We start from the raw sequence: 24,331 nt of genomic DNA, 5'->3' as shown, positions 1-24,331 counted from the left end.
GGCTGAATTCCTGACCTTCGTGGGCCTCCCGCCCTCGCTCCACTCTTCTCAGCGGCAGACACACCTGCTAGGCGGTGACGTCAATAGACAGTATGAATAACTGGTCTTTGTCGTTGGCCAAACCTGAAGTACATCATGCATCTATTATTGTGCTAAGCTATGTTCCATTGACGGGACCCTTCCTTTCAGTTATCCAACTGCCTCGAAACTGGAGGGGCACATGCCGAAAGCGGTCATCACGACTCAAACGGGTGCAACTGTTGCGATCGAGGGCACGCAAGCCGAGGTGACGGCATTGCTAGGCCTATTCGAACAGGGCGAACGGGACAGATTGATCCCGCCTGAAACTCGATCAATTCAGCTAGCGCCGAAATCCAAGCCAACTCCGATGGGACTGTTAGCCGAACTGATAGGAAGCGGTTTCTTCTCAACCCCGAGAGAGTTGGGCTCGGTACGACAGGCGTTGGAAGAACAGGGCCACTTTTATCCCGTGACGACTTTGTCTCCCTTGATGCTCCGACTTGTGCGCCGCAAGGAGCTGCGCCGTCTCAAGGATAGAAAGCGCTGGACGTACGTCGGCTAGCAAAAGGTGACATCAATGACCCAGAAGAGCATCACAGACATTATGGCGGCGATCGTTGCCGAATTAACGCCCCTACAGTCTGAAGAAAGGCAACGCGTTATCCAAGCCTCCCTTGTTTTGTTGGGCGAGTCACCTTTGGCAGCTAGCAAGAAATCTACTGCGGGCCTAAGCGACGCTGATGACTCCAGCGAAATGCCTGCTCGCGCTCGCACATGGATAAAGCATAACAATTTGTCGTTAGATCATATTCAACAAGTATTTCACGTAGGCAGTGACGGAGTTGAGATCATCATCTCAGAGATCCCCGGCAAGGGAAATCGAGACAAAGTTCGAAACGCCTACGTTTTATTGGGGGTTGCCAGATTAATTTCGTCGAACGATCCGAGATTTGACGACAAAGATGCTCGGGCCCTATGCGAGCGCTACGGTTTTTTCGATGGCACAAATCATATGAAGTACATGAAAGGAGGAAACGAATTTACAGGATCAAAGGAAAAGGGCTGGATACTAACTGCGCCTGGCCTAAAGCATGGCGCAGCGCTCATTCTCGATCTGACAAAGTAAGTTGACCAGCAGCCGATCAAGTAGCCAACCATGACCCCATTTGTGGAGATTGAACGCGGCCTCAAGAATTCGTTCGACGGGAAGCTGGTAGACGAGCTTTTAGCGGCATACAACGAAGCCAAGCGCAATTTCTATTTGGGCGGGCTTCGTCTCAGTGCTGTCGAAGGTGGACGGTTCTGCGAAGCGGCTTTTAGAATGCTCGAGCAAGCAATGAGTGGAAGTTTTACACCTATAGGAACCCAACTTCGGACCGAGAAAATAATCACCGCTCTAGCTCAAAGTACACAGTTATCCGAGTCTGTCCGAATCCATATTCCACGGGCGCTTCGCGTTGTTTACGATATTAGAAATAAGCGAGACACCGCTCATTTGGGAGACGGAATAGATCCTAATGAGCAGGACGCGACCTTCGTATCGTCCACCTTGGATTGGATTCTCGCCGAATTTGTTCGCCTACACCACGGCGTGTCTGCCAACCAAGCCCAGAGAATAATCGGGAATCTGGTCGCCCGGCGAGCTCCAACAGTGGAGGATTTTGCGGGATTTTTGAAAGTCCTGCGGACCGACCTTCAGGTTAGTGATCGCATCCTACTGTTGTTGTACGAGCGCGGCGCAGAGCGCGCCTCGTTCGAGCAATTATCGAGCTGGGTTCATCCAAAAATGAGAAGGAACCTCAGGCGTACCCTTGACCAGTTGGAACATGACCGAGCCTTCATTCATTCCGAAGCGGCCGCATTTCAAATAACTAAATCCGGCATTCAAGAGGTCGAGCGCAAAAAACTGCACGATGCCTTGCAGGCGTAATGCCGTTCCTATCCAGGCCGCGATCGGCGGCAAGGTGATCGCCCGCGAAACCGTCCGCGCGCTGCGCAAGGACGTCACCGCCAAATGCTACGGCGGCGACATCACGCGCAAACGCAAGCTTCTGGAGAAGCAGAAGGAAGGCAAGAAGAAGATGCGGCAGTTCGGCAAGGTCGACATCCCGCAGGAAGCGTTCATTGCCGCGCTGAAGGTGGATAGCTGACCGTGCGCACTGTACGTGCGGCGCAATGGCCGCATGCCGTTGTGGAGCAAGTCCACAATCCGAAGCGTTTGAATTTTCATACGTAACATGTTACGTATGAAATATGGCCACCACCCCGAAGAAGGCAAAGCCCCATACCCCGCAGCAGCGCATGGCCGCGCGCCGCGCGCGGTTGCGCGCACAAGGCTTGCGTCCAGTGCAGCATTGGGTTCCGGATTTGCGGGATCCCAAGGTACGGGCCGATTTGCGCCGGCAGGTAAAGCTGATGGCACGACACCCGGAAAATGACGCCATCGATTCCTGGAATGAAGCCGCATACGACTGGAGCGGCTGGAAGTGAAGCGCGGCAGTATCGTGCTGGTGGTCGTTCCAAGCGAATTGGGACGGCCACGGCCCGGCGTAATCGTACAAGCCGACGAATTCACCAAGGACTTGTCGACCGTGTTCGTCTGTCCACTCTCGTCCGACGTCCAGGAAGGGTTGCTGCTCAGGCCCATTATTGAAGCCGAACCTTCGAATGGGCTTCGTCTTCGTTCACAGATTATGACAGACAAGATGATCGCGCTGCGACAAGATCGTGTCCGGAGCATCATCGGCCAAATCGATTCCAAGACATCTGAACAGTTCGATCGTGCGCTGCTCGTCGTCCTCGGTCTCGCGCGGTGAACGCAAAGTCTCGTAGACCTTGCCCTCTCTCGCCGGATAGGCCACCATCACCCCGCTCAAATCATAAATACAAAAAAGAGAGCGGGAATACGCATGGGCAAGGCCTCCGGTTTATCCTACGGCTGGGTCGTCGTCGCCGTAGGCGCGCTGATGACCTGCGTCGCGTTCGGCTCGATGTTATCCCTAGCGGTGTTCCTGCAGCCGATTTCGGAGGCGATGGGATGGTCGCGCAGCGGCGTCTCGGCGGCAGCGACGATCAACTTTCTCGCCATGGGATTGGCGGCGTTCTTCTGGGGCACGCTATCCGACCGGTTCGGCACCCGCATCGTGGTGCTGGCGGGCACGCTGCTGCTTGGCGCCGGACTGATCGGCGCGAGCCAGGCCACCAGCCTGTGGCAATTTCAGTTGGCGTTCGGCGTCCTGATCGGGATTGCGGCCGGCAGCTTCTATGCACCGATGGTCGCGGTGGCGAGCGCCTGGGTCGAACATCGCCGCAGCCTCGCGGTGGCGTTGGTATCGGCCGGCATGGGCGTATCGCCGATGACGGTTGCGCCATTCGCAAGCTATTTGATCACGGCCTACGACTGGCGCACGGCGATGCTGATGATCGGCATCGTCGCCTTGGTGCTGTTGATCCCGGCCTCATTGCTGGTGCGACGCCCGCCGGAGCCGTCAACCCCTGCTGCCGCCAATGGCACCGGCGCGCCTGACGGGCAGTGGACGGTCGCGCAGGCGCTCCGAACGCCGCAATTCATCATCCTGGCATCCGCGCATTTCGCCTGCTGCGCGGCACATTCGGGGCCGATCTTCCACCTGGTGAGCTACGCCATGGTGTGTGGCATTGCGCCCCTGACCGCCGTCACCGTCTACAGCCTCGCCGGCTTCTCCGGCCTTGGCGGCCGTCTGCTGCTCGGCTTGCTGGCCGATAGCTTCGGCGCCAAGCACGTTCTGGTCTGTGGCCTGTTCGTGCAGGCCTTGGCGATCGCAACCTATCTCGCGGTCGGCCAGCTCGGCGAGTTCTATGCGCTGTCGGTTGTCTTCGGCCTCGCCTATGGCGGCGTAATGCCGCTATACGCCGTGCTGGTGCGCGAATATTTCGGTGTGCGCATCATGGGCAGCATGTTCGGCGCCGTGTCCGCGTTTGCCAGCCTCGGCATGGCACTGGGGCCGCTCGCCGGCGGATGGGTATTCGACGCCTTCCACGGCTATAATTGGCTCTATGTCGGCTCTTTCGCGATCGGCATGGCCGCCGTCGCCATAGCCTTGAGTTTCCCGTCCGCCAAGCGACCGCCGCAGCCGTCGCTCGATGTCGGTCGCGCGGCGGCGTGACAACGAAAGCCGAACCAGAAGAGAATGCGAGGATGCGAGGAAACGCATGAACAGGCAGCCCGGCATCGACCTTGTGGAACGCGCGCGGGCGCTGGCGCCACTGATCGCGCGCGAGGCCGACGAGACCGAGCGGACCCGCCGCCTGACTTCAGCGGTGACACAGACGCTGATCGAGAACGGGCTTTACCGCGCGCTGCTGCCGAAGCGTTTTGGCGGCGCCGAGGTGCCGCTTGAAACGTTCATGCAGATGCAGGAGGAAGTCGCCAAGGCCGACGCCTCGACCGCATGGTGCCTCGGCCAGTGCAGCGTCTGCGCCATGACTGCGGCCTATCTCGATCCCGCGGCTGCCAACGAAATCTTCAACGTTGCGCCCGGCATTCTGGCTTGGGGCGCGATCAACCACGAAGTCCAGGCGGTTCCCGGCGGCTACAAGGCCAGTGCGCGCTGGGATTTTGCTTCCGGCTCGCGGCAGGCAAGCTGGCTCGGCGCCCATGTCCGGGTCGTCGAAGCCGACGGCACGCCGCGGCGCAAGAGCGACGGTTCGCCGGAGATTCGCACCATCCTGTTTCCGGTAGCCAGCGCCACGATGCACGACGTCTGGGACGTGATCGGCCTGCGCGGCACCGGCACCGATTCCTATTCGGTCGACAATCTGTTCATCCCGGAAAAGTTCGCAGCGCTTCGCGACGATCCGGCAGCACTGCGCGAGAACGGGCCGCTGTACAAGCTCTCCACCAACATGGTTTTCGGCATGGGTTTTGCGGCGACCTCGCTCGGTGTCGCCCGCGCCACGCTCGATGCGGCGATCGACCTTGCCCGGGGCAAGACACCGCAAGCGTCAAAGGCGATGCGCGACAACAACGCCGTGCAGGGGCTGATCGGGCGCACCGAGGCACAACTGCGCGCCACGCGCGCCTATCTCTATGCCACTGCAGCGGATGTGTGGCACGACCTGTCGCGAGGCGCTATTATCACCGAAGCCAACCGCGTGGCGCTGCGTATCGCCTCGACATGGACGATCCACCAATCGGCCGCCGTGGTCGACACCGCCTATCACATGACAGGTGCAACGGCCGTATTCAATGCCAACAAGTTCGAGCGCCGCTTTCGCGACATGCACGCCATCGCGCAGCAGATCCAGGGCCGTGATGCCCATTACGAGGATGCCGGCCGGGCGATCCTCGCGGGCAATCTCGACGCACCGCCGACGACGCGATGAAGCGGCGGGCCCGGCCGGCACGCAAGAGACGGCTTCCGCCCGCTCGCATCCTGCTTTAGGTTCTGCAATGGAAGCTGGCAGGATGCGCTGACATTGCAATGAAGAAGACAGCACGGAAGCAAGCTGCAAAGCGCATTGCCAAACGGCCGAGCGCTGCCACCCGGGATGCTGCGGTGGAAGCCGTCTTCAAGGCCTATCCCAATCCGGTCAGGGCAAAGCTGCTGGCGCTGCGCCGGCTGATCTACGATACCGCAAAGACCACCGAAGGCGTCGGCGCCCTGGAAGAGACGCTGAAATGGGGGCAGCCGAGCTATCTCACGACCGAGAGCAAGAGCGGCAGCACGATCCGGATCGACCAGGTGAAGGACGAAGCCGGCCGCTACGCGGTCTATTTCCACTGCCAGACCGATCTGGTCGAGACCTTTCGCGAGCTGTATCCGGAACTGCGCTACGGCGGCAACCGCAGCATTCTGCTCGACGCCGGTGAAAAACTCCCCGCGGCCGCGCTGCGCCACTGCGTGGGGCTGGCGCTGACGTATCATGCGAGGAAGCGGAAGGTGAAATGACAGTCATTCCGGGGCGATGCGAAGCATCGAACTATGGTGCGCACTTGCGCACCTGAGAATCTCGAGATTCCGGGTCTGGTGCTAGCGCACCATCCCGGAATGACGCACGCCTCAATGACGATCCTCACGCCACCAGCGCTGCGCCCTCCGGCGCGCTCCAGTTGCCTTGCGTCTTCAACAGGCTGACGATCTCCGCATTGGGCCGCGCGCGGCTGAACAGGAATCCCTGCCCCTCGTGGCATCCCTCGTTGCGCAGGCAATTTACCTCGGCTTCGCTCTCCACGCCTTCCGCTGTAATCGTGACGCCGAGGCCCTTGCCGAGGCTGATGATCGAACGCACGATCGCCTGCGCGTCGGGATTGGCGGCGAGGTCGCGCACGAAGGACTGATCGATCTTGATCTTGTCGAACGGAAAACTGCGCAGGTAGCTCAGGCTGGAATAGCCGGTGCCGAAATCGTCCATCGAGATGCGAACGCCGAGCGCGCGCAGCGCATGCAAGGTCGCGAGCACCTCGCTGCTCTTCTCCAATAGCAGCGTCTCGGTAATCTCGAGCTCCAGGCGCTTCGCCGGCAGGCCGGACTGCTTCAGTGTTTCCACGACCAGCGACAAGAGATTGCCGACGCGGAACTGCAGCGGCGACAGATTGACCGCGACGCGGACGTCGTCGGGCCATTGCGCCGCATCCGTGCAGGCGCGGCGCAGCATCAAGCCGCCGACGGCGTTAATCAGCCCGGTCTCCTCGGCGACAGGGATGAATTCGGCCGGCGAGATCATGCCGCGCTCGGGATGCGGCCAGCGCACCAGCGCTTCGAAGCCGGTGATGCGTCCGCTCGCAAGATCGACCAGCGGCTGGTAATAGGGCCGCAGCGCATCGGTGTGCACGGCCTCGCGCAGCTCGGTTTCGATCTTGCGGCGGGTCTGGGCGCGCGCATCCATTCCCGCTTCGAAGAACGAGAACGTGCCGCGGGAATCGTTCTTGGCGCGCGACAATGCAAGGTCGGCGTTCTTCAAGAGTTTCTCGGACTCATCGCCGTCGCCGGGCGACATCGCAATGCCGATGCTGGCGCCGATGACGACCGAATGCCCGTCCAGAAGATAGGGGTCAGCGATCGCGTCCAACAGGCGCCTCGCCATGAATATCGCGTCCTCGGGTCGCGTCACCCCGCTCTGGATGACAGCAAATTCGTCGGAGTTGAGCCGGGCCAGCGCATCTTCCTCGCGCAGCATCGATTGCAATCGCTTGGCGACGCCGCGCAGCAGCTTGTCGCCGATGCCGTGGCCGAGCGTATCGTTGACCGCCTTGAAATGGTCGAGGCCGAGCACGAGCACCGCCACCTTCTCGGCGTTGCGGCGGGTGCGCAGCAGGATGTCGTCCATCTGCTGACGCAGCAAGTCGCGATTCGGTAGCCCGGTCAGCCCGTCATGCTGGGCCATGAACGTCAGCCGCGCCTCGGCGCGCTTGCGTTCGGTGGTGTCCATCAGCGCGAGCAGGACCGCAGGCCGATCGCCGTAAACAAGCTGGCGCGAATAGATCGCCAGATCGATCAGCGCGCCGTCGGCCCTGACATGCTTCCAGGCGTGGGCCGCGCGTTCGTCGCCGGCGTGTTCGCCGGTCCATGGCGGCTCGACGTCGAAGGCCTGCAGGTTGCGGATCGTGAGCTTCTCGAATTCACCGCGGCTGTAACCGTAGTGCTGGATTGCGGCGTCGTTGACGGCGATAATTCGTTCGTCACCCAGCGCGCAGACGATCATCGGAACCGGATTGCTGTCGAACAGCAGCCGGAACGAAGCCTCCTCAGCGCCCTTGCGAGCGACCTCAGCGATCGCGGGCCGGCGATTGGCAGACAGCTTCGCAGCGGGCTTTGCCGGCCGGCCAGGAAAACGGACAATCGACTGTTTCGGCTTCCTGGCAGCTTTTGGCTTCTTCTTCGGCATTACCACGCTCTACTCGCACTCTGCGTGCAAAGTTTTCAGATAAGTCTCTGAAAAAAAGGTATCTCTTGTCGCAGAAACTACTAACCGCACGCGCTCATGCCCCGCCTGACAGAACGGCACGCACACGCTTTGCGTGTACAAACTTGGTGCGAACCGCCGATCCACGGGGCATAATCGACGTGCGGCAGCCGGCACGGCTTCTCGCGCGGCGGATGCACAAGGAATGCGCGAAACGCCGCGCGTGCGCATAAATGTCCGTCAGTGACCGAGAGGGTTATCGCGCGGTTAATCCGACCACGTGCAACGACTGTTCAGCGAACTCCGAACAACATCGTCGAGAAGATCAATGCCGATGTGAACGAGGCCTTGCGCCAGCCTCAGGTGCAGGATCAGCTCAAGAAACTGTCCGCCGGTATTTTCGGCGGCCCGATCGACAAGTCATCCGCTTACATGCGCGAGGAAATCGACCGGTGGGCCGCGGTGATCAAGTCCGCCAACATCGAGTTGCAGTGAGAGCAGGCGTGAGCTGGTCCCGATGCGGGACTTGCTCGGATTGTTGCGCTGAAGTGGGGACCACGCAATTGTGCTGGCCGCGCCTCTCCCTGTTGCCGATTTCGTGCTACGCTTGCGCGAATTGAGTGATCCCTGAAACTCTCTGGTCCGATGCACCCGCGCCTGTTTCTGATCCCCCTGATAACCTTGCTAGCCGCCGCCTATGCCGCAAGCGCATGGGCGCAGGACAAGGGCACGGTCCATCCAAAACCGCTGCCGCCGCTGGCCAATCCCAACGATCCCAACATCGCCGCCAAGGAACTGTTCGGCCGCAAGGTGCTGCCGACGGCAACGCCGACGCGCGTGCACGGGTTCTATGCCCATGGCTGCATCGCAGGCGCCGAAGGGCTGCCGATCAACGGCGATAACTGGCAGGTGATGCGGCTGTCGCGCAATCGCCACTGGGGCCATCCCGACCTGGTCGCACTGGTCAAGCGGCTGGCCGCAAGAGCGCGCCGGGATGCCGGCTGGCCCGGCATATTGGTCGGCGACATGTCGCAGCCACGCGGCGGGCCGATGTTGACCGGGCATGCCAGCCATCAGGTGGGGCTCGACGCCGACATCTGGCTGACGCCGATGCCGAACCGGCAACTGTCGCGCAACGAGCGCGAGGAAATGTCCGCGGTGATGATGGTGCGCAGCGACCGGCTCGATATCGATCCGCAGACCTGGACGCCGACACATCTTGCGGTGATCCGCGCCGCCGCGCAGGAGCCCACCGTGCAGCGCATCTTCGTCAACGCCGCGATCAAGAAGGCGTTGTGCCGCGAAGCCAGGGGCGACCGCGGCTGGCTCCACAAGGTGCGGCCGATGTACGGCCATGACTACCACTTCCACATCCGCATGAAATGCCCGCCCGGCGCCAGCGAATGCGAAAGCCAGCCCCATCCGAACGAGGGCGAAGGCTGCCAGCCTGCCGATCTCGCCTACTGGTTCAGCGACGCGGTGCTGCATCCGAAACCGCCGAAAGTGCCGCCGAAGCCGAAGCCGCCGATGACGATGGCGGCGCTGCCGCCCGCCTGCAAGACGGTGCTGAACGCGCCGGATGCCAAACACGAAGTATCAAGCAGACCCACCGGAGAACGACGATGAAGATTTGGCCCCTGGTTGCATCGATCGCATTCGTCACGAGCGTGCACGCGCAGACCCCTTATGCAGGAATGCAGACGCGCTCGATCAAGGCGCTATCGGAGCGGCAGATTTCTGATCTTGGCGCCGGCCGCGGAATGGGCCTGGCGCTCGCGGCCGAACTGAACGGCTATCCGGGGCCGTCGCACGTTCTCGAGCTTGCCGACAAGCTCGAACTCTCCGCCGAGCAACGCGCCAGCATGCAGCGCCTGTTCGATTCCATGAAGGCCGAAGCGATGCCGCTGGGCGCCAAGCTGATCGAGCAGGAAGCCGAACTGGACAAGCAGTTTGCCACCCGCACCGTCACGCCCGAAAGCCTGAAGGCATCCACCGCGGCCGTTGCCGCCACGCAAGGGATGCTGCGCGAGAGCCATCTGAAATATCACTTGTCGACCGGCAGAATTTTAACCCCGTCGCAGATGACCAGGTATGCGGAGCTGCGGGGTTACGGCGGTGGCGGGCACAAGCGACACCATCACCATTGACGGCCCGGCTGCACCTTGCAAGCCGGTGCAGTCGCCTTTACCTCCCTTCCTATCCTGACTATTGTCAGGGCTGGCGATACCCCGATCGACCGCAAGTCTTTCGGGGAATACCGGAATGGCGCTTCCGATGGTCGCCTTACCCCAACCAACGCCTGTCTTGCGCGCGGCAACCGCAGCTCGCAATCATGCATGGAGCGCCCGATGAATCGTCTTGCCGGCCTTGTCCTGGCCTTCGCCGTGTCACTGGCAGCCATCCTCTCGCCCGCCGCCGCGCAGGAAAAGTCGCTGACCATCTTCGCCGCTGCCTCGATGAAGAATGCGCTCGACGAGATCGACGCCGCCTACTCCGCGAAGACCGGCGTCAGGATCACCGTCAGCTATGCCGCCAGTTCTGCGCTCGCCCGACAGATCGAACAAGGCGCACCGGCCGATGTATTCATCTCCGCCGATACCGATTGGATGGACTACGCGATCGGAAAGAAGACCATCAACGAACCGAGCCGGGTCAATTTGCTCGGCAACAGCATCGTGCTAATCGCACCGAAGGATTCGAAAATCGACCATGTAAACATTGGCCCCGGCTTCGATCTTGCAAAACTCGCCGGCGACGGCCGGATCGCCACCGGCGACGTGAAATCCGTGCCCGCCGGCAAATACGCCAGGGCAGCGCTGGAGAAGCTCGGCGCATGGCAGGCCGCTGAGCCGAAATTCGCGATGGCCGTCGACGTTCGTGCCGCGCTGACGCTGGTGGCGCGCGGCGAGGCGGCGCTCGGCATTGTCTATTCCACCGACGCCAAGGTCGAGCCCGGCGTCAAAATCGTCGGCACCTTTCCGGCCGATTCCCATCCCGCGATCATCTATCCCGTCGCGGCGACGACGACCGCGAAGCCGGAAGCCTCCAATTATCTCGCCTTCCTGCGCTCGACCGCGGCGAAGACGATTTTTGAAAAATACGGCTTCAAATTCCTCGTCAGCCCGTCAACCTGATGTTCGAGATCTCGCCGGCCGAATGGACCGCCATCCTGCTGTCGCTGCGGGTGGCCATCATCGCAACGCTGGTGGCGACGCCGTTCGGCATCGCGTTGGCGTGGCTGCTGGCGCGGCGTGAGTTCTGGGGCAAATCGGTCCTCGACGCCGTGGTCCATTTGCCGCTGGTGCTGCCACCGGTCGTCACCGGCTATTTGTTGCTGCTGACGTTCGGCCGCCGTGGCCTGGTCGGGGCGTGGCTCGCCGACAACGTTGGCATCGTGTTCGCGTTTCGCTGGACCGGCGCCGCGCTCGCCTGCGGCATCATGTCGTTTCCGCTGCTGGTGCGGCCGATCCGGCTCTCGATCGAGGCGGTCGACCGTCGCCTCGAGCAGGCGGCAGGCACGCTCGGCGCGGCGCCGTGGCAGGTGTTTGCGACGGTTACCTTGCCGCTGGCGTTGCCGGGCGTACTCGCCGGCATGGTGCTCGGTTTTGCCAAGGCAATCGGCGAGTTCGGCGCCACCATCACCTTCGTCTCCAACATTCCCGGCGAAACCCAGACCATTTCGTCGGCGATCTATTCGCTGATCCAGACGCCGGACGGCGATGCCGCGGCGGGGCGGCTGGTGCTGATTTCGATCGTGATCGCAATGGGCGCCCTGATAGCGTCCGAATGGTTCGCGCGGCGCGCGACGAAACGCCTGCACGGGAACTGATCATGCTGCGCGTTGACGTCACCAAGCAGCTCGGCGAATTCTCGCTTGAGGCTTCCTTCGAGAGCCAAGGCCGCGTCACCGGCCTGTTCGGCGCATCCGGCGCCGGCAAGACCTCGCTGATCAACATGATCGCAGGGCTGTTGCGGCCCGATCGCGGCATCATCGCACTCGACGAAGAGACGCTCGATGATGCATCCGCAGGCGTCCACGTGCCGCCGCACCGGCGCCGGATCGGCTACGTGTTTCAGGACGCGCGGCTGCTTCCGCATCTCGACGTGCGGCAAAACCTCGACTACGGCCGGCGCATGAACCGTCTCGCGGCGGATCCCGCGCAACTCACGCGCATCACCGACCTGCTCGATATCGGCCATCTGCTCGATCGCCGTCCCGGAAAGCTCTCCGGCGGCGAGCGCCAGCGCGTCGCGCTCGGCCGCGCGCTGTTATCGAAGCCGCGGCTGTTGCTGCTGGACGAGCCGCTGGGATCGCTCGACGAAGGCCGCAAGGAGGAAATCCTGCCCTATCTGGTGCGGCTGCGCGACGAAGGCATCCCCATGGTCTATGTCAGCCACGACGCGGCCGAGCTGCGCCAGCTCGCGACACAGATCGTGATGCTCAAGCGCGGCCGCGTCACCGCGCTCGGCGGCGTCAAGGTGCTGACGTAGCAAGTAGTGAACTACAGTTGCGCCGCAAAGGGACTGCCCTCCCTCTCCCGCTTGCGGGGGAGGGTTGGGGTGGGGGTGCCGCCGCGAGTCACACTGTTCGTATGGAGAGAGCCCCCACCCGGATCGCATCTTTCGATGCGATCCGACCTCCCCCGCAAGCGGGAGAGGTAAGAAGACTCGCGGATGGCTCATTCACCGCAAGCCAGAACCTTACTCCGGCACAATCCGCACCGCGCCGCGGGCGGCGCTCGTCGTCAGCGCGGCATAGGCCTTCAGCGCCATCGTCACGTTGCGGCTGCGTTTCTTGGCGGGCTTCCAGGCGTCCGCCCCGCGGGCCAGCATGGCTTCGCGGCGCTTCGCCAGCATCGCGTCATCCACCACGAGGCTGATCGAGCGCGCGGGGATGTCGATCTTGATCAGGTCGCCGTCTTCCACGAGGCCGATCAAACCGCCTTCGGCGGCCTCCGGCGAGATGTGCCCGATCGACAGGCCCGAGGAGCCGCCGGAGAACCGGCCGTCGGTGATCAGCGCGCAGACCTTTCCAAGCCCTTTCGACTTCAGATAGCTGGTCGGATACAGCATCTCCTGCATGCCGGGACCGCCGCGGGGTCCCTCATAGCGGACCACGACGACGTCGCCGGCCTTGATCTTGCCGCCCAAAATGCCCTCGACCGCCGCGTCCTGGCTTTCAAAAATCCGCGCCGGTCCTTCGAACTTCAAAATGCTCTCGTCGACGCCGGCGGTCTTCACGATACATCCGTCGAGCGCGAGATTGCCCGAGAGCACCGCGAGGCCACCGTCCTTGGAGAAGGCGTGCGCGGCGTCACGGATGCAGCCCGAGGCGCGGTCGGTATCGAGTTCCTCGAACCGGCGCTCCTGGCTGAAGGCGACCTGCGTCGGCACATTGCCCGGCGCCGCCGTGAAGAATTTTCGGACGCTTTCGCTCCTGGTCTGCTTGATATCCCAGCGGCTCAGCGCGTCTTCCAGAGTCTTGCTGTGAACCATCGGCAGGCCGCGGTTGAGCAGGCCGGCACGGTCGAGTTCGCCGAGGATGGCCATGATGCCGCCGGCGCGGTGCACGTCTTCCAGATGCACGTCCGCCACCGACGGCGCGACCTTGCACAGCACCGGAACGCGCCGCGACAAGCGATCGATATCCTGCATCGTGAACGGCACCTTGCCTTCGTAAGCCGCCGCCAGCAGATGCAGCACAGTGTTGGTCGAGCCGCCCATCGCGATGTCGAGCGTCATGGCGTTCTCGAACGCCTTGAAGTTGGCAATCGTTCGCGGCAATGCCGTTTCGTCATCCTGCTCGTAATAGCGCCGCGCCAGGTCGACGATCAGGTGCCCGGCCTCGACGAACAATCCCTTGCGGTCGGCATGCGTCGCCAGCACCGAGCCGTTACCCGGCAGCGCCAAGCCAAGCGCCTCGGTCAGGCAGTTCATCGAATTGGCCGTAAACATGCCCGAGCACGATCCGCAGGTCGGACACGCCGAGCGCTCGATCACCTCCACGTCCGCATCGCTGACATTGCTGTCGGCGGCTGCGACCATGGCATCGATCAGGTCGACCGCGCGGATCTTGCCCTTGAGGTTGACCTTGCCGGATTCCATCGGCCCGCCCGAGACGAACACGGTCGGGATGTTGATGCGCAGCGCCGCCATCAGCATGCCGGGCGTGATCTTGTCGCAGTTGGAGATACAGACCATCGCATCGGCGCAATGCGCGTTGACCATGTATTCGACGCTGTCGGCGATGATTTCGCGAGACGGCAGGCTGTAGAGCATGCCATCATGACCCATCGCGATGCCGTCGTCGACCGCGATGGTGTTGAACTCCTTGGCGACACCGCCCGCCTTCTCGATTTCGCGCGCGACGAGCTGGCCGAGGTCCTTCAGGTGCACGTGGCCGGGCACGAACTGGGTGAACGAGTTGACCACCGCAATGATCGGCTTGCCAAAGTCCTCGTTCTTCATGCCGGTGGCGCGCCAGAGGCCGCGGGCGCCCGCCATGTTGCGGCCGTGGGTCGTGGTGCGGGAACGATAGGCGGGCATGATCTATCCTATTGGAAGCGGGAAAGGCGTCTTTTAGACGGTAAGTCCGGCCGCTTAAAGCGGCTTGGTGCAGGGTCGCCATGCGCGGGCAGGCTCAAAACGGGACAGGAGCCAGACGCCCCCTTCCCCGGCTACCGCTAGATGACTTCCCGCGCGCGCAGTTCCGTGATCGCATTCGCGTCGTAGCCGAGCGAGGCCAGCACCTCGTCGGTGTGGGCACCGAGCGCGGGCGCCATGCGGTCCAGCCGTCCGCCGCCATGGGCGAGCTGAAAGCCGCTGCCGGCGAAGCGCAGGCGGCCATAGGGCGTATCGATCTCCTGAATGGCGCCGCGCGCGGCGATCTGCGGGTGGTCGATCACCTCCTCGATCTTCCAGATGCTGGCACAGGGCGCGCCTGCGGCTTCCAGGAGCTTTTCCCACTCGCGCGGGTCCTTCTTGGACAGCGCCTCCTCGATGATGGCCCGCAGCGCCGGCTCGTTTTCCTGACGGGCAAACCAGTCGGCAAAGCGGGAGTCCTCAAGCGCGTCGGCGCGGCCGAGCGCGGTCATCAAGGCGCGGTATTGCTTCTCGCTGTTGACGGCGAGCAGCAGATAGCCGTCGCCGGCCTTGAACAAATTGGCGGTGGGCCTTCGGCTCACGGCCTGATTGCCGGAAAGCTGCTGGCGGTGGCCGGCGACCGAATAGTCCGCGACCTGCCCGGACAGAAACGCCAGCGTCGCCTCCAGCATGGAGACGTCGACCAACTGGCCCTTGCCGGTATGGGTACGCTGGAACAGCGCGCTCGACACGCCAAAGGCTGCGGTCGCGCCCGACAGCACGTCGCAAACCGCAAAGCCCGCTCGCGTTGGCCCGGTCTCGGCGTGACCGGTGATCGACATGATGCCGGATAGCGCCTGGATCTTGCCGTCATAGCCAGCGCCCAGCCGCTCCGGCCCGGTCTGGCCGAAGCCGGAAATGGCGCAATAAATCAGCCGCGGGTTGATCTCAGACAGCGCGGCATAACCGATGCCGAGCTTGTCCATCACGCCGGGACGAAAATTCTCCATCACCACGTCGGCCTGGGCGACGAGCTGCTTGACGATGGCAATCGCTTCCGGCCTCGAGAGGTCGAGTGTCAGGCTGCGCTTGTTGCCGTTGATCGCCTGCCAGCCCGGCGCGAGGCCGCGCTCGGCCCATTCGCGGCTCAGCGGCGTGCGGCGCATATCCTCGCCCTCGCGCCGCTCCACCTTGATGACGTCGGCCCCGAGCAGCGCGAGCTGGTAGCTCGCATAGGGGCCAGCCAGCACCTGCGTGAAGTCGAGAATCTTCACGCCTTCGAACGGTCGGGTCAATTCAGTTCCTCCTCTCTTCCCTCTCCCCTTGTGGGAAAGGGTGGCGCCTCACGAAGTGAGGCGACGGGTGAGGGGTTCTTTCCGCGAACACGGAATGCGCGGTGAGAAACCCCTCATCCGGCGCGGACTTCGTCCGCGCCACCTTCTCCCACAAGGGGAGAAGGAAGGGATCACGCCGCCCGGTTGCCGCGCGCGATTTCCTTCTGCTTGTCGAACTCGGCGCGGCGCCGCGCCAACTCTTCCGGACTCATCTGCGAGATGTTGTTGTAGTCGAGCTTCCAGGAAGCATCCTCGCTCCAGCGCAGCGGCGACTGCATCGTGGTGCGCGCGCCGGGCGCGGACTCGAGTAGCCGCAGCGCCAGTTCGAGCGTCAGCGCCTGCGACTCCAAATCATGCGGCTTGCCGGCGGAATTGCCGAGCGGGAAATCCGAAAACAGGAAGCGCGGCGCGGCGGCGTATTCGACGATATCCTTGGCGCAGCCCATCACCACGGTGGCGATGCCGTTGGCTTCGAGGTGGCGCGCGACCAGCGCCGAGGTCTGATGGCAGACCGGGCAGTTCGGCACGATCACGGCGGCATCGACCTTGTCGGCAAGGCAGCGGGCGAGGATGTCGGGCGCATCGACATCGATGGTGACGCGGTGGCTGCGATTGGTCGGCGCCCCGAAGAAGCGCGGCGCGACCTCACCGATCCGCCCCGCGGCCTTGGCTTTCAGAAGTTGCGGCAGCGGAAACCAGGTGCCGCTGTCGGTTGCCGTGGTGTGCTTGCGGTCGTAGCCGATATGCGAGATACGCAAATCGTGCTCTTTCGACGTGTCGCCGTCATAGACCTGGTAGAACTTGGCGCTGCCATTGTACGCCGCGCCCGGTCCCTGATCGCCCTTGGTGGGATCATATTGGGCGGCCGTGGTGACGATGGTGACGCGCGATTGCGCGAGCGGCTTTTTCAGCGGCTGGAACGGCGCGTCGACGTAATGCGCCCAGCGGTAGGGCGTGGTGTAGCCAATCGCCGCGTAGTAGTCGCGGGTCCGCTGCATATAGGGAACGGGAGAATCATAGTCGGGTGCAAAGCCGAGCTGGTCGTCAGAGGGTCCGGACATTGTTGTGTCTCTCCTGCGTTTCCACCGTGCGGCCGTGAAGCGGCCTTGCCCGCAGGCTAATGATACTCGGTTCGTTCCTCAACTGCGGATATTGCATCAGAGGAGCGCAGGATCGCGCTCCTGACCGCATGAGCAAAGGCGGGATGCCACTGAGCGCTTGCTGCGTGCTGTAGGTCACACCTGAACGCGCGTTCATAAAAATCCCTCGAACTTTCTCCGCCCCGGGCACGTCTCACAGGCATATCAGGCAATCACGCCTGAAGCGGAGAACAGAAATGTTTCGTAAGATTACCCTCGCTGCCGTCGCCGCCATTGCCATGACCGCGGCTGCGGTCGCACCGGCGTCCGCCGGCGGCAAGCATGGTGGCCATCACGGTCACGGCCACGGTCATCATGGCCATGGTCATCACGGGCATGGACATCATGGACATGGTCACTGGGGCCATCGCCACTTTGGAACGTCGTTCTATGTCGGCGGAAGCTGCTACAAGACCATCTTCACCAAGTATGGTCCGCGTACCGTGTATGTCTGCGCTCCCTACATCTATTGAGGGTGCATAGCACTTGACGAGAAGGCCTCAGCCGACGGCTGAGGCCTTTTTCGTTCACTGAATCGCCTCCATTAGCCGCCCCCTTTCGATGGAACTGAAGAGCGTGAGAACTCGTTCAGAATGGACGCGCTCCTGATCGCACCAGAACGTTGAACAGGAGGAAGCCACTCGCCGCAACGGAGGTTAGCAATGCCCAGTACCGCTGGAACGACGGATCACGTTTACAAGATCCTGGATCTCGCCGGATCGTCCGAGAAAAGTATCGAGGATGCCATTCAGAACGCCATCACCCGCGCATCAAAGACCATTCGCGAATTGAAATGGTTCGAGGTCGTGCAGACCAGAGGCCATATCGAAAATGGATCGGTTCGCCATTACCAGGTCACCTTGCGAGTCGGGTTTACGCTGGAGGAGTAACTCTGGCGCAACGCGCCCAGCGCCGAATCCAAACGGCGCTCTGTGACGGACCATAGCCAAAACAAGCTTTGTGGGCGATCAAACGCCCGCCACCGACGACCAGATCTCGGCAAGCTTGCGCTTGAAGGCCTGCCAGCGTGTCGGGGGCACGACCTTCTCTTCCTCTTCCGGCAGCCGCAGGCCAACCACGTTGACGCGGCCGCCACTGATATTGCGCGCGACAAGGACGATGGGATCCAGCGCCAGCTCCGCGCCTGCTTTCGGCGCGTGGTCGAGATGGATATCGAAATAATCCGATAGCGTCAGCTTCGCCTGATCCTCGCTGGTGGCGACGCCATAGACCTCCGCCAGTTCACCCAGCGTGTGCTCGCCCGACACCATGAAGTCCCCGAGCAGATGCGGGTCGGGCGCGGTGCTCGGCGGCATATCGACAAAGAAACGATCCAGCGCCTCGGCCTTTTCCGGCGGCGCCAGCAAATAGACGTAGTCGCCGGCTTCGATCGGATCGGCCTCGGCGGGCGAGAGAATCCGCTCGTCGCGGATGACGAGCGTCGGCTTTGACCAGGATGGCGTAAGGCCACGCCGGAAATACAGGCTCTTCGCCCGTACCGGATAGCCGACCAGTTGCTGCTCGAGCTGGCCGGGCAGATCGAGCTCGACGCGCCGCGGACCGCGTTCGATACGCGGCAGCGCCACGTGCAGCCACCGCGCCGCCGGCGCCAGTGTCCAGCCCTGCAGCAAGAGCGAGATGATGACCACGACAAAGGCGACGTCGAAATAAAGATAGGCCTTTGGCAATCCGACCAGCATCGGGATCGAGGCGAGGAAGATCGCGACCGCGCCACGCAGGCCGGTCCAGGCGATGAAGATCTTTTCCCGCCAGTTGAACCGGAACGGTACCAGGCACAGCAACACCGCGATCGGGCGCGCCGCCAGCATCAGCGCCAGCGCCACGATCACCGCCGGCCCGATGCTGTCCAGCAAACGCTGCGGCGAAGAGAGGAGCCCGAGCAGGACGAACATCACGATCTGCGCCAACCAGGTCGCGGCGTCGAGAAAGGTGATCACCGAATTATGCGCCCGCGTCGGCCGGTTACCGACGATGATGCCGGCGAGATAGACCGCAAGAAAGCCCGAGGCATGCGCGATCTGCGCCACGCCAAAGATCACCAGCGCGGCCGTGGCGACGAAGGGCGCATGCAGACCCTGCGGCAGCGCCATGCGGTTGAGCGCCAACACCACCAGGCGGCCGCCGATCACGCCGACGAAAGCGCCGAGCAGACCTTCGCGGGCGAGTTCGAATGCGACATGTCCGGGCGAGCTTTGACCGATGGAAATGAATTCGACCAGCATCAAGGTGAGGAAGATCGCGATCGGATCGTTGGTGCCGGATTCCGCTTCCAGCGTCGCCCCGACACGCGGACGCAGGCGCAGGCCCTGCGTGTGGACGAGCAGAAACACCGCGGCGGCATCGGTCGACGCCACCACCGCGCCGACCAGCAGCGACTCGGTCCAGTTCAGGTCGAGCACGTATTTGGCGACCGGAGCTGATATCAGCGCGGTGAGCAATACGCCGATGGTCGCCAGCACCATCGATGGGGCAAGCACCGTGCGAATGCTCTGAAATTTGGTCCGCAGGCCGCCGTCGAACAGGATCAGCGCCAGCGCCACCGAGCCGACCAGATAGGTCGTGCGAACGTCATCGAAGCTGAGCTGGCCCGGCCCGGCATCGCCCGCCAGCATGCCGATCAGGAGGAACACCAGCAGCAGCGGCGCCCCGAAGCGCAACGCAAGCAGACTCGACAGGATGCCCGCCATCACCAGAATGGCGCCCAGAAAGATGGCGATGCTGACCGAGTCGAGAGAAGTCATGAACCTCCGATATCGTCGCAAATACTTGCAATTGCATCCTTATCGTTGCCACACTTGATCGCCAACCCATTTCTGCGATCGCGGCAAGGTGCCCGATTTACCGGCCTGACCTTCGCCCGTAGCGCTGCGTATCGATGGCATCCGCACGTCGCCTGTGAGAATCTGCCTGCTATTCGCGAATCACCTTTGTCTGATGGGGCCAGAGCCTCGAACGAGAATTTTCCGATGGACCTGAAAGAGATCATCGAGATCCTGCACAACGCCGCGCGTTCGGTCGGCGCGGAGGTCACCTCGCCCTGGTTCTATCTGCAACTGGGACTGATCCTGACGGCCGCAGGCATCGCCTGGGTCGGCGCCACCGCCGTGCGCTCCAGGATAGACGTTTCGTCGGTTGCAATGGGCTGGCCGGCGCCGTTCCGGCTGTTCGTCCGCGTGCTGGTCGGCAGCACGTCGACGGCGGTGTTCGCGCTTCTGATGACGCTGGCGCGCGGAGTCATGATCGCGTCGACCTGGCCGAGCCGCTCCTATCTGCTCGCGGTTGCCGCCAAGCTCGCCTTCGCGTGGCTGGTTATCAACCTCATCACCTCGGTGATCCGCAATACCTTCGTGGTCCGGCTGGTATCGATCTCGGCCTGGCTGGTCGTAGCCCTGAGCATTCTGGGCCAGCTCGAGCCGGTGGTCGAGGCGCTCGACTCGGTCTCGATCGTGCTCGGCGATCTCAGGTTGACGCCGCTGCTGCTGATCAAGCTCGGCGCGCTCCTGATCGTGACGCTGTGGCTGACCAACATCGCCAGCAATTTCGTGGAAGGCCGCATCACCCGGTCCGGCGATCTGACGCCGTCGATCCAGGTGCTGCTGGTCAAGATCGTCCGGTTCACGCTGATGGTATTTGCCATTGCGATTGCCCTGAGTGCGGTCGGCATCAACCTCGCGGCGCTCGCGGTGTTCACCGGCGCGGCCGGCGTCGGTATCGGTCTCGGCCTGCAGAAGATCGTCGCCAACTTCATCAGCGGCATCATCCTCCTGGTCGACAAGTCGGTGAAGCCGGGCGATCTCGTCACCATTGGCGACAACACCGGGCGCATCAGCACGATGAAGACGCGCTACATCTCGGTTGCCGCCGGCGACGGCCGCGAGTTCCTGATCCCGAACGAGGATCTGGTGACGCAGAAGGTCGTGAACTGGACCTATACCGACAAGAACACGCTGGTGAAGGTGCAGTTCAGCACCAACTACGACGCCGATCCGCGGGCGGTGTGCAAGCTGGCCATCGACATCGCCGGCGCCGTGCCGCGCGCCATCAAGAACAAGCCCCCGAACTGCATCCTGACCGAATTCGCCGAGGCCGGCATGAAGTTCTCCCTGACCTTCTGGCTGCCCGATCCTGACGGACTCGACAACGTCAAGAGCGAGGTAATGCTGGCGCTGTGGGACGCGTTCAAGCGGGAGGGGATCCGTGTTCCCTATCCGGTCCGCGAAATCCGGGTCCGCGGCGGCGCGCTGCCGGTCGAGCCCGTGGTGGAAGTTTCCGGCTAGATGCAAGCCTTTTAAAGCCGCGCCGTGGCCCAACCTCGGCTTGCACTGACCGGTTGGATCATTAAATTAGGCATTCAAAATCAGTCCTTTTTCCGTTCCAGAAGCATGACCCGCCCATGAGCTATATCGAAGCCACCGACACCTCCTTGCGAAAAACCGGCCAGATCAAGCTGCATGGCGCCAGCGGCTTCGCCGGCATGCGCAAGGCCGGCGCGCTGGTGGCCAGATGCCTCGACGAGCTGACCGACGTCGTCAAGGCGGGCGTTCCGACGTCGCGGATCGACGAATTCGTGCGCGACTTCGCCTTCAGCCATGGCGCCTATCCGGCGACGCTGATGTATCGCGGTTACCGCTACTCGACCTGTACCTCGATCAATCATGTGGTCTGCCACGGCATGCCGGGCGACCGCGCGCTGAAGGAAGGCGACATCGTCAATATCGACGTGACTTTCATCGTCGACGGCTGGTACGGCGATTCCAGCCGGATGTATGTGATTGCTCCGATCGCCCGCAAGGCCGAGCGGCTGATCGAAGTCACCTATGAGGCGATGATGCGCGGCATCGCCGCGGTAAAGCCCGGCGCCACCACCGGCGACATCGGCCATGCCATCCAGAGTTTTGTCGAGCCGCAGGGCATGAGCGTGGTTCGCGATTTCTGCGGCCATGGCCTCGGTCGCATGTTCCACGACGAGCCCAACATCATCCATATCGGCCGGCCCGGCGAAGGCGTGATGCTCAAGCCCGGCATGTTCTTCACCATCGAGCCGATGATCAATCTCGGCAAGCCGCATGTAAAAATCCTGTCCGACGGCTGGACCGCGGTGACACGTGACCGCTCGCTCTCGGCGCAGTTCGAGCATTCGGTCGGCGTGACCGCGACTGGCGTCGAGATCTTCACGCTGTCGGAGCGCAACGGCGAGAAGCCGTTGGCGGCCACCTAAATTCCGCTTCCGCTCAACCCGGCTACATCGAACGCAGTCGGCTCAACTTCTTGGTTGCGATGAACGACGCGACTGCTTGAACGAGGCTGCCAAAGCGGCCTGTTGCAAGTCGTTCTCAATACGACATCGCCTTCCTGCGGCGCATGCCAGTCAACTAATCCCAATCTTTGCGGAATAGGCCGGGCGCGCCGGTGTAGGACTCGGCACGGGGCGCTTTCCGGCAGCGAGAGCCTCCAGCGGGCTAGGGATCAACCAAAGGGAGCAAGCGCAATGTTCGAGATTTCACGTCGCGATCTGATCCTCGGGAGCACGGGGGCGGCGCTGGTTTTCGGCCTCAAGGGGCCGGTTTCGTTCATCGGCGCGGCGCATGCGCAGCGCGCCGCTGATAGCCTCAAATACAAGGTCGGCGACATCGAGGTCTTCAGCCTGCATGAGGGAGCCGTCGAGCGCGCCGCCACTGAGGGAATGATCAAGAACGCCTCACTTGACGACATCAAGAAAGCGCTGACGGCTGCCGGCATCAACCCGGACAAGTTCGACAATCCCTTCACCGTCACCGCGATCCGGACCGGCGGCAAGGTCATGCTGTTCGATACCGGCTTTGGCGGCAATGGCCCTGCGACAGTTGGCAAGCTCGCCGACAACATGAAGGCGGCGGGTCTCGATCCCGCGTCGGTCTCCACGGTCGTGATCTCGCACTTCCATCCCGATCACATTTCGGGGCTGTGGGTGAAAGAAACCAACGCGCAGGTTTTCCCGAATGCGGAAATCCTGATGCCCGAGGTGGAGTACAAGTTCTGGACCGATCCGGCGCTGGTGGAAAAGATGCCCGAGGCCATGCGCCCCCTCGTCAAGCGGATCCAGGCAACTTTCCCGACCTGGAAGAACATCAAGCAGTACAATGACGGTGCCGACCTCGCGCCCGGCGTCAAGGCGATTGCCACGCCCGGCCACACCGTCGGCCACATGTCCTTCCTGGTCGCTTCGGGCGGGCAGCAACTGTTCATCCAGAGCGACGTCACCGGCATGCACCAGCTGTTCGTGCGGAATCCCGGCTGGTTCTCGTCGTTCGACGCAGACGGGCCGAAGGCGGAAGCCACGCGCCGTGCGTTCTTCGATCGCGTCATCGCCGAAAAGGGCATGATCGCCGGCTATCACTTCGGCTTCCCGAACGTCGGCACGCTCGCAAAGGACGGCAACGGCTATGCGTTCGCGGCCGTGAAGGCCTGATCGCGGGCAAGTTTCGAACGACCCGAAAGGCGCCGTGTTCTGTGCGGCGCCTTTTCCTTAGATGGCCCGCAATTCCGGGTTGCAAAAGCTGGGCGGCACGGCATGTTTACGGCCGATGCCAGCCAAGACCAGCACTCCTCCAGACCAACCCGCCGAGACGCCGCACTATCACGGCCACCGCGAACGCTTGCGCGAGCGCTTCTATTCGGCCGGGCCGGAGGCGCTGAGCGACTACGAGCTGCTGGAGATGGCGCTGTTTCCGGCCCTGCCCCGGCGCGACACCAAGCCGCTGGCGAAAGCTCTGTTGAAAAAATTCGGCTCGTTTGCCGAGGTCATTCACGCGCCGGTGACACGCCTGCGCGAAGTCGACGGTATCGGCGAAGCCTCGATCAACCAGATCAAGCTGCTCGCCGCGGCTGCAAGCCGAGTCGCGAAAGGCGAGATCAAGCGCAAGATTGCGCTCTCCTCCTGGAACGACGTGATCGATTATTGCCGGAGCGGGATGGCGTTTGCCGACAAGGAGCAATTCCGCCTGCTGTTCCTCGACAAGCGCAACCAACTGATCGCCGACGAGGTGCAGCAGACCGGCACCGTCGACCACACCCCGGTCTATCCGCGCGAAGTGATCAAGCGGGCGCTCGAACTATCGGCGACCGCGCTGATCCTGGTGCACAACCATCCGAGCGGCGATCCGACGCCATCGCAGGCCGACATCCACATGACCAAGGCCATCATCCAGATCGCGACCCCGCTCGGCATTTCCGTGCACGACCACATCATCGTCGGCAAGAACGGGCATGCCAGCCTGAAGGGGATGCGGCTGATCTGACAGGCCGGATGGGAGCGGTCGAGCGCGCGGGCAAAGCTCGCCGCACCGTTCACGATCGGCGTTTCGTGTACGT

Annotated in this window: 25 protein-coding genes and 1 pseudogene; 21 read left to right on the top strand and 5 right to left on the bottom strand. The window is 62.7% G+C overall.

Annotation, left to right across the window (positions count from 1 at the left end; genetic code table 11):
• The first annotated feature begins 220 nt into the window (after nucleotides 1–220).
• The 9 genes and pseudogenes from LMTR3_RS20070 (at nucleotide 221) to LMTR3_RS20030 (ending at nucleotide 5,951) form a co-directional block, all read left to right on the top strand.
• Nucleotides 221–583, top strand: coding sequence for a hypothetical protein (locus tag LMTR3_RS20070; protein WP_065746720.1), 363 nt, complete (start codon nucleotides 221–223; stop codon nucleotides 581–583).
• A gap of 15 nt (nucleotides 584–598) precedes the next feature.
• Nucleotides 599–1,147, top strand: a complete 549-nt coding sequence (locus tag LMTR3_RS20065) for a hypothetical protein (RefSeq protein WP_065746719.1) — start codon at nucleotides 599–601, stop codon at nucleotides 1,145–1,147.
• Nucleotides 1,148–1,177: 30 nt separating this feature from the next.
• Complete coding sequence (locus LMTR3_RS20060; RefSeq protein WP_065746718.1) at nucleotides 1,178–1,951, top strand: hypothetical protein; 774 nt, start codon at nucleotides 1,178–1,180, stop codon at nucleotides 1,949–1,951.
• Between the two features lie 4 nt (nucleotides 1,952–1,955).
• Nucleotides 1,956–2,171, top strand: a pseudogene (locus LMTR3_RS20055) (elongation factor 4); the annotation flags it as partial.
• A 103-nt stretch (nucleotides 2,172–2,274) separates the two neighbouring features.
• Entirely contained in the window at nucleotides 2,275–2,511 is a 237-nt protein-coding gene (locus tag LMTR3_RS20050) for an antitoxin MazE family protein (protein ID WP_065746716.1), read from the top strand.
• Nucleotides 2,508–2,837, top strand: a complete 330-nt coding sequence (locus tag LMTR3_RS20045) for a type II toxin-antitoxin system PemK/MazF family toxin (protein ID WP_065746715.1) — start codon at nucleotides 2,508–2,510, stop codon at nucleotides 2,835–2,837. The genes LMTR3_RS20050 and LMTR3_RS20045 overlap by 4 nt, the downstream gene beginning before the upstream one ends.
• A 93-nt stretch (nucleotides 2,838–2,930) precedes the next feature.
• On the top strand, nucleotides 2,931–4,166 hold the full coding sequence (locus tag LMTR3_RS20040) for an MFS transporter (RefSeq protein ID WP_065746714.1): 1,236 nt from the start codon (nucleotides 2,931–2,933) through the stop codon (nucleotides 4,164–4,166).
• A 46-nt stretch (nucleotides 4,167–4,212) separates the two neighbouring features.
• Complete coding sequence (locus tag LMTR3_RS20035; RefSeq protein WP_065746713.1) at nucleotides 4,213–5,385, top strand: acyl-CoA dehydrogenase family protein; 1,173 nt, start codon at nucleotides 4,213–4,215, stop codon at nucleotides 5,383–5,385.
• A 98-nt stretch (nucleotides 5,386–5,483) separates the two neighbouring features.
• On the top strand, nucleotides 5,484–5,951 hold the full coding sequence (locus LMTR3_RS20030; protein WP_084029704.1) for a DUF1801 domain-containing protein: 468 nt from the start codon (nucleotides 5,484–5,486) through the stop codon (nucleotides 5,949–5,951).
• Nucleotides 5,952–6,075: 124 nt separating this feature from the next.
• Here the strand turns inward: LMTR3_RS20030 and LMTR3_RS20025 are convergent, their stop codons facing one another.
• Complete coding sequence (locus tag LMTR3_RS20025) at nucleotides 6,076–7,887, bottom strand: putative bifunctional diguanylate cyclase/phosphodiesterase (RefSeq protein ID WP_245319942.1); 1,812 nt, start codon at nucleotides 7,885–7,887, stop codon at nucleotides 6,076–6,078.
• Nucleotides 7,888–8,253: 366 nt separating this feature from the next.
• Here LMTR3_RS20025 and LMTR3_RS40315 point away from each other — a divergent pair, with 366 nt between their 5' ends.
• From LMTR3_RS40315 to modC, 6 genes are all read left to right on the top strand, one after another.
• Nucleotides 8,254–8,400, top strand: a complete 147-nt coding sequence (locus LMTR3_RS40315; protein WP_245319941.1) for a type 2 periplasmic-binding domain-containing protein — start codon at nucleotides 8,254–8,256, stop codon at nucleotides 8,398–8,400.
• 150 nt (nucleotides 8,401–8,550) lie between these two features.
• Nucleotides 8,551–9,531 carry a penicillin-insensitive murein endopeptidase gene (gene mepA, locus LMTR3_RS20020; RefSeq protein ID WP_065746712.1) on the top strand — a complete coding sequence of 327 codons (981 nt, stop codon included), beginning with the start codon at nucleotides 8,551–8,553 and terminating at the stop codon, nucleotides 9,529–9,531.
• On the top strand, nucleotides 9,528–10,052 hold the full coding sequence (locus LMTR3_RS20015) for a Spy/CpxP family protein refolding chaperone (RefSeq protein ID WP_065746711.1): 525 nt from the start codon (nucleotides 9,528–9,530) through the stop codon (nucleotides 10,050–10,052). Before mepA ends, LMTR3_RS20015 begins: the two co-directional genes overlap by 4 nt.
• 201 nt (nucleotides 10,053–10,253) lie before the next feature.
• Nucleotides 10,254–11,039, top strand: a complete 786-nt coding sequence (gene modA / locus LMTR3_RS20010; RefSeq protein ID WP_065746801.1) for a molybdate ABC transporter substrate-binding protein — start codon at nucleotides 10,254–10,256, stop codon at nucleotides 11,037–11,039.
• Nucleotides 11,039–11,734 (top strand): molybdate ABC transporter permease subunit, encoded by a 696-nt coding sequence (gene modB, locus LMTR3_RS20005; protein WP_065746710.1) that lies wholly within the window; start codon nucleotides 11,039–11,041, stop codon nucleotides 11,732–11,734. The genes modA and modB overlap by 1 nt, the downstream gene beginning before the upstream one ends.
• Before the next feature lie 2 nt (nucleotides 11,735–11,736).
• Nucleotides 11,737–12,396 carry a molybdenum ABC transporter ATP-binding protein gene (modC, locus tag LMTR3_RS20000; protein WP_065746800.1) on the top strand — a complete coding sequence of 220 codons (660 nt, stop codon included), beginning with the start codon at nucleotides 11,737–11,739 and terminating at the stop codon, nucleotides 12,394–12,396.
• 210 nt (nucleotides 12,397–12,606) lie between these two features.
• On the opposite strand, the gene ilvD is transcribed toward modC, so the two are convergent.
• The 3 genes from ilvD to LMTR3_RS19985 form a co-directional block, all read right to left on the bottom strand.
• Nucleotides 12,607–14,451 carry a dihydroxy-acid dehydratase gene (gene ilvD / locus LMTR3_RS19995; protein WP_065746709.1) on the bottom strand — a complete coding sequence of 615 codons (1,845 nt, stop codon included), beginning with the start codon at nucleotides 14,449–14,451 and terminating at the stop codon, nucleotides 12,607–12,609.
• Between the two features lie 137 nt (nucleotides 14,452–14,588).
• The gene (locus LMTR3_RS19990; protein ID WP_065746708.1) at nucleotides 14,589–15,782 is read right to left on the bottom strand and encodes a CaiB/BaiF CoA transferase family protein; all 1,194 of its coding nucleotides are present in this window, start codon (nucleotides 15,780–15,782) and stop codon (nucleotides 14,589–14,591) included.
• Between the two features lie 170 nt (nucleotides 15,783–15,952).
• Entirely contained in the window at nucleotides 15,953–16,882 is a 930-nt protein-coding gene (locus LMTR3_RS19985) for a glycine/sarcosine/betaine reductase selenoprotein B family protein (RefSeq protein WP_065746707.1), read from the bottom strand.
• Nucleotides 16,883–17,157: 275 nt separating this feature from the next.
• Between LMTR3_RS19985 and LMTR3_RS36605 the strand changes: the two genes are divergently transcribed.
• Complete coding sequence (locus LMTR3_RS36605; RefSeq protein WP_176721939.1) at nucleotides 17,158–17,433, top strand: hypothetical protein; 276 nt, start codon at nucleotides 17,158–17,160, stop codon at nucleotides 17,431–17,433.
• 189 nt (nucleotides 17,434–17,622) lie between these two features.
• On the top strand, nucleotides 17,623–17,850 hold the full coding sequence (locus tag LMTR3_RS19975) for a dodecin (protein WP_028350994.1): 228 nt from the start codon (nucleotides 17,623–17,625) through the stop codon (nucleotides 17,848–17,850).
• Nucleotides 17,851–17,928: 78 nt separating this feature from the next.
• Here LMTR3_RS19975 and LMTR3_RS19970 read toward each other — a convergent pair whose 3' ends face one another.
• On the bottom strand, nucleotides 17,929–19,722 hold the full coding sequence (locus LMTR3_RS19970; protein ID WP_065746705.1) for a potassium/proton antiporter: 1,794 nt from the start codon (nucleotides 19,720–19,722) through the stop codon (nucleotides 17,929–17,931).
• A 225-nt stretch (nucleotides 19,723–19,947) separates the two neighbouring features.
• Here LMTR3_RS19970 and LMTR3_RS19965 point away from each other — a divergent pair, with 225 nt between their 5' ends.
• From LMTR3_RS19965 to radC, 4 genes are all read left to right on the top strand, one after another.
• Entirely contained in the window at nucleotides 19,948–21,258 is a 1,311-nt protein-coding gene (locus LMTR3_RS19965; protein ID WP_065746704.1) for a mechanosensitive ion channel family protein, read from the top strand.
• A 116-nt stretch (nucleotides 21,259–21,374) separates the two neighbouring features.
• Nucleotides 21,375–22,199, top strand: coding sequence for a type I methionyl aminopeptidase (map, locus tag LMTR3_RS19960; RefSeq protein ID WP_065746703.1), 825 nt, complete (start codon nucleotides 21,375–21,377; stop codon nucleotides 22,197–22,199).
• Nucleotides 22,200–22,469: 270 nt separating this feature from the next.
• Nucleotides 22,470–23,429 carry an MBL fold metallo-hydrolase gene (locus LMTR3_RS19955; protein WP_065746702.1) on the top strand — a complete coding sequence of 320 codons (960 nt, stop codon included), beginning with the start codon at nucleotides 22,470–22,472 and terminating at the stop codon, nucleotides 23,427–23,429.
• A 115-nt stretch (nucleotides 23,430–23,544) separates the two neighbouring features.
• The gene (gene radC, locus LMTR3_RS19950; RefSeq protein WP_065746799.1) at nucleotides 23,545–24,258 is read left to right on the top strand and encodes a RadC family protein; all 714 of its coding nucleotides are present in this window, start codon (nucleotides 23,545–23,547) and stop codon (nucleotides 24,256–24,258) included.
• Nucleotides 24,259–24,331 lie beyond the last annotated feature (73 nt).

It is taken from the genome of Bradyrhizobium sp. LMTR 3 (assembly GCF_001693485.1).
Taxonomy (GTDB): Bacteria; Pseudomonadota; Alphaproteobacteria; order Rhizobiales; family Xanthobacteraceae; genus Bradyrhizobium.
This window is presented reverse-complemented; position numbering and strand designations above follow the sequence as displayed.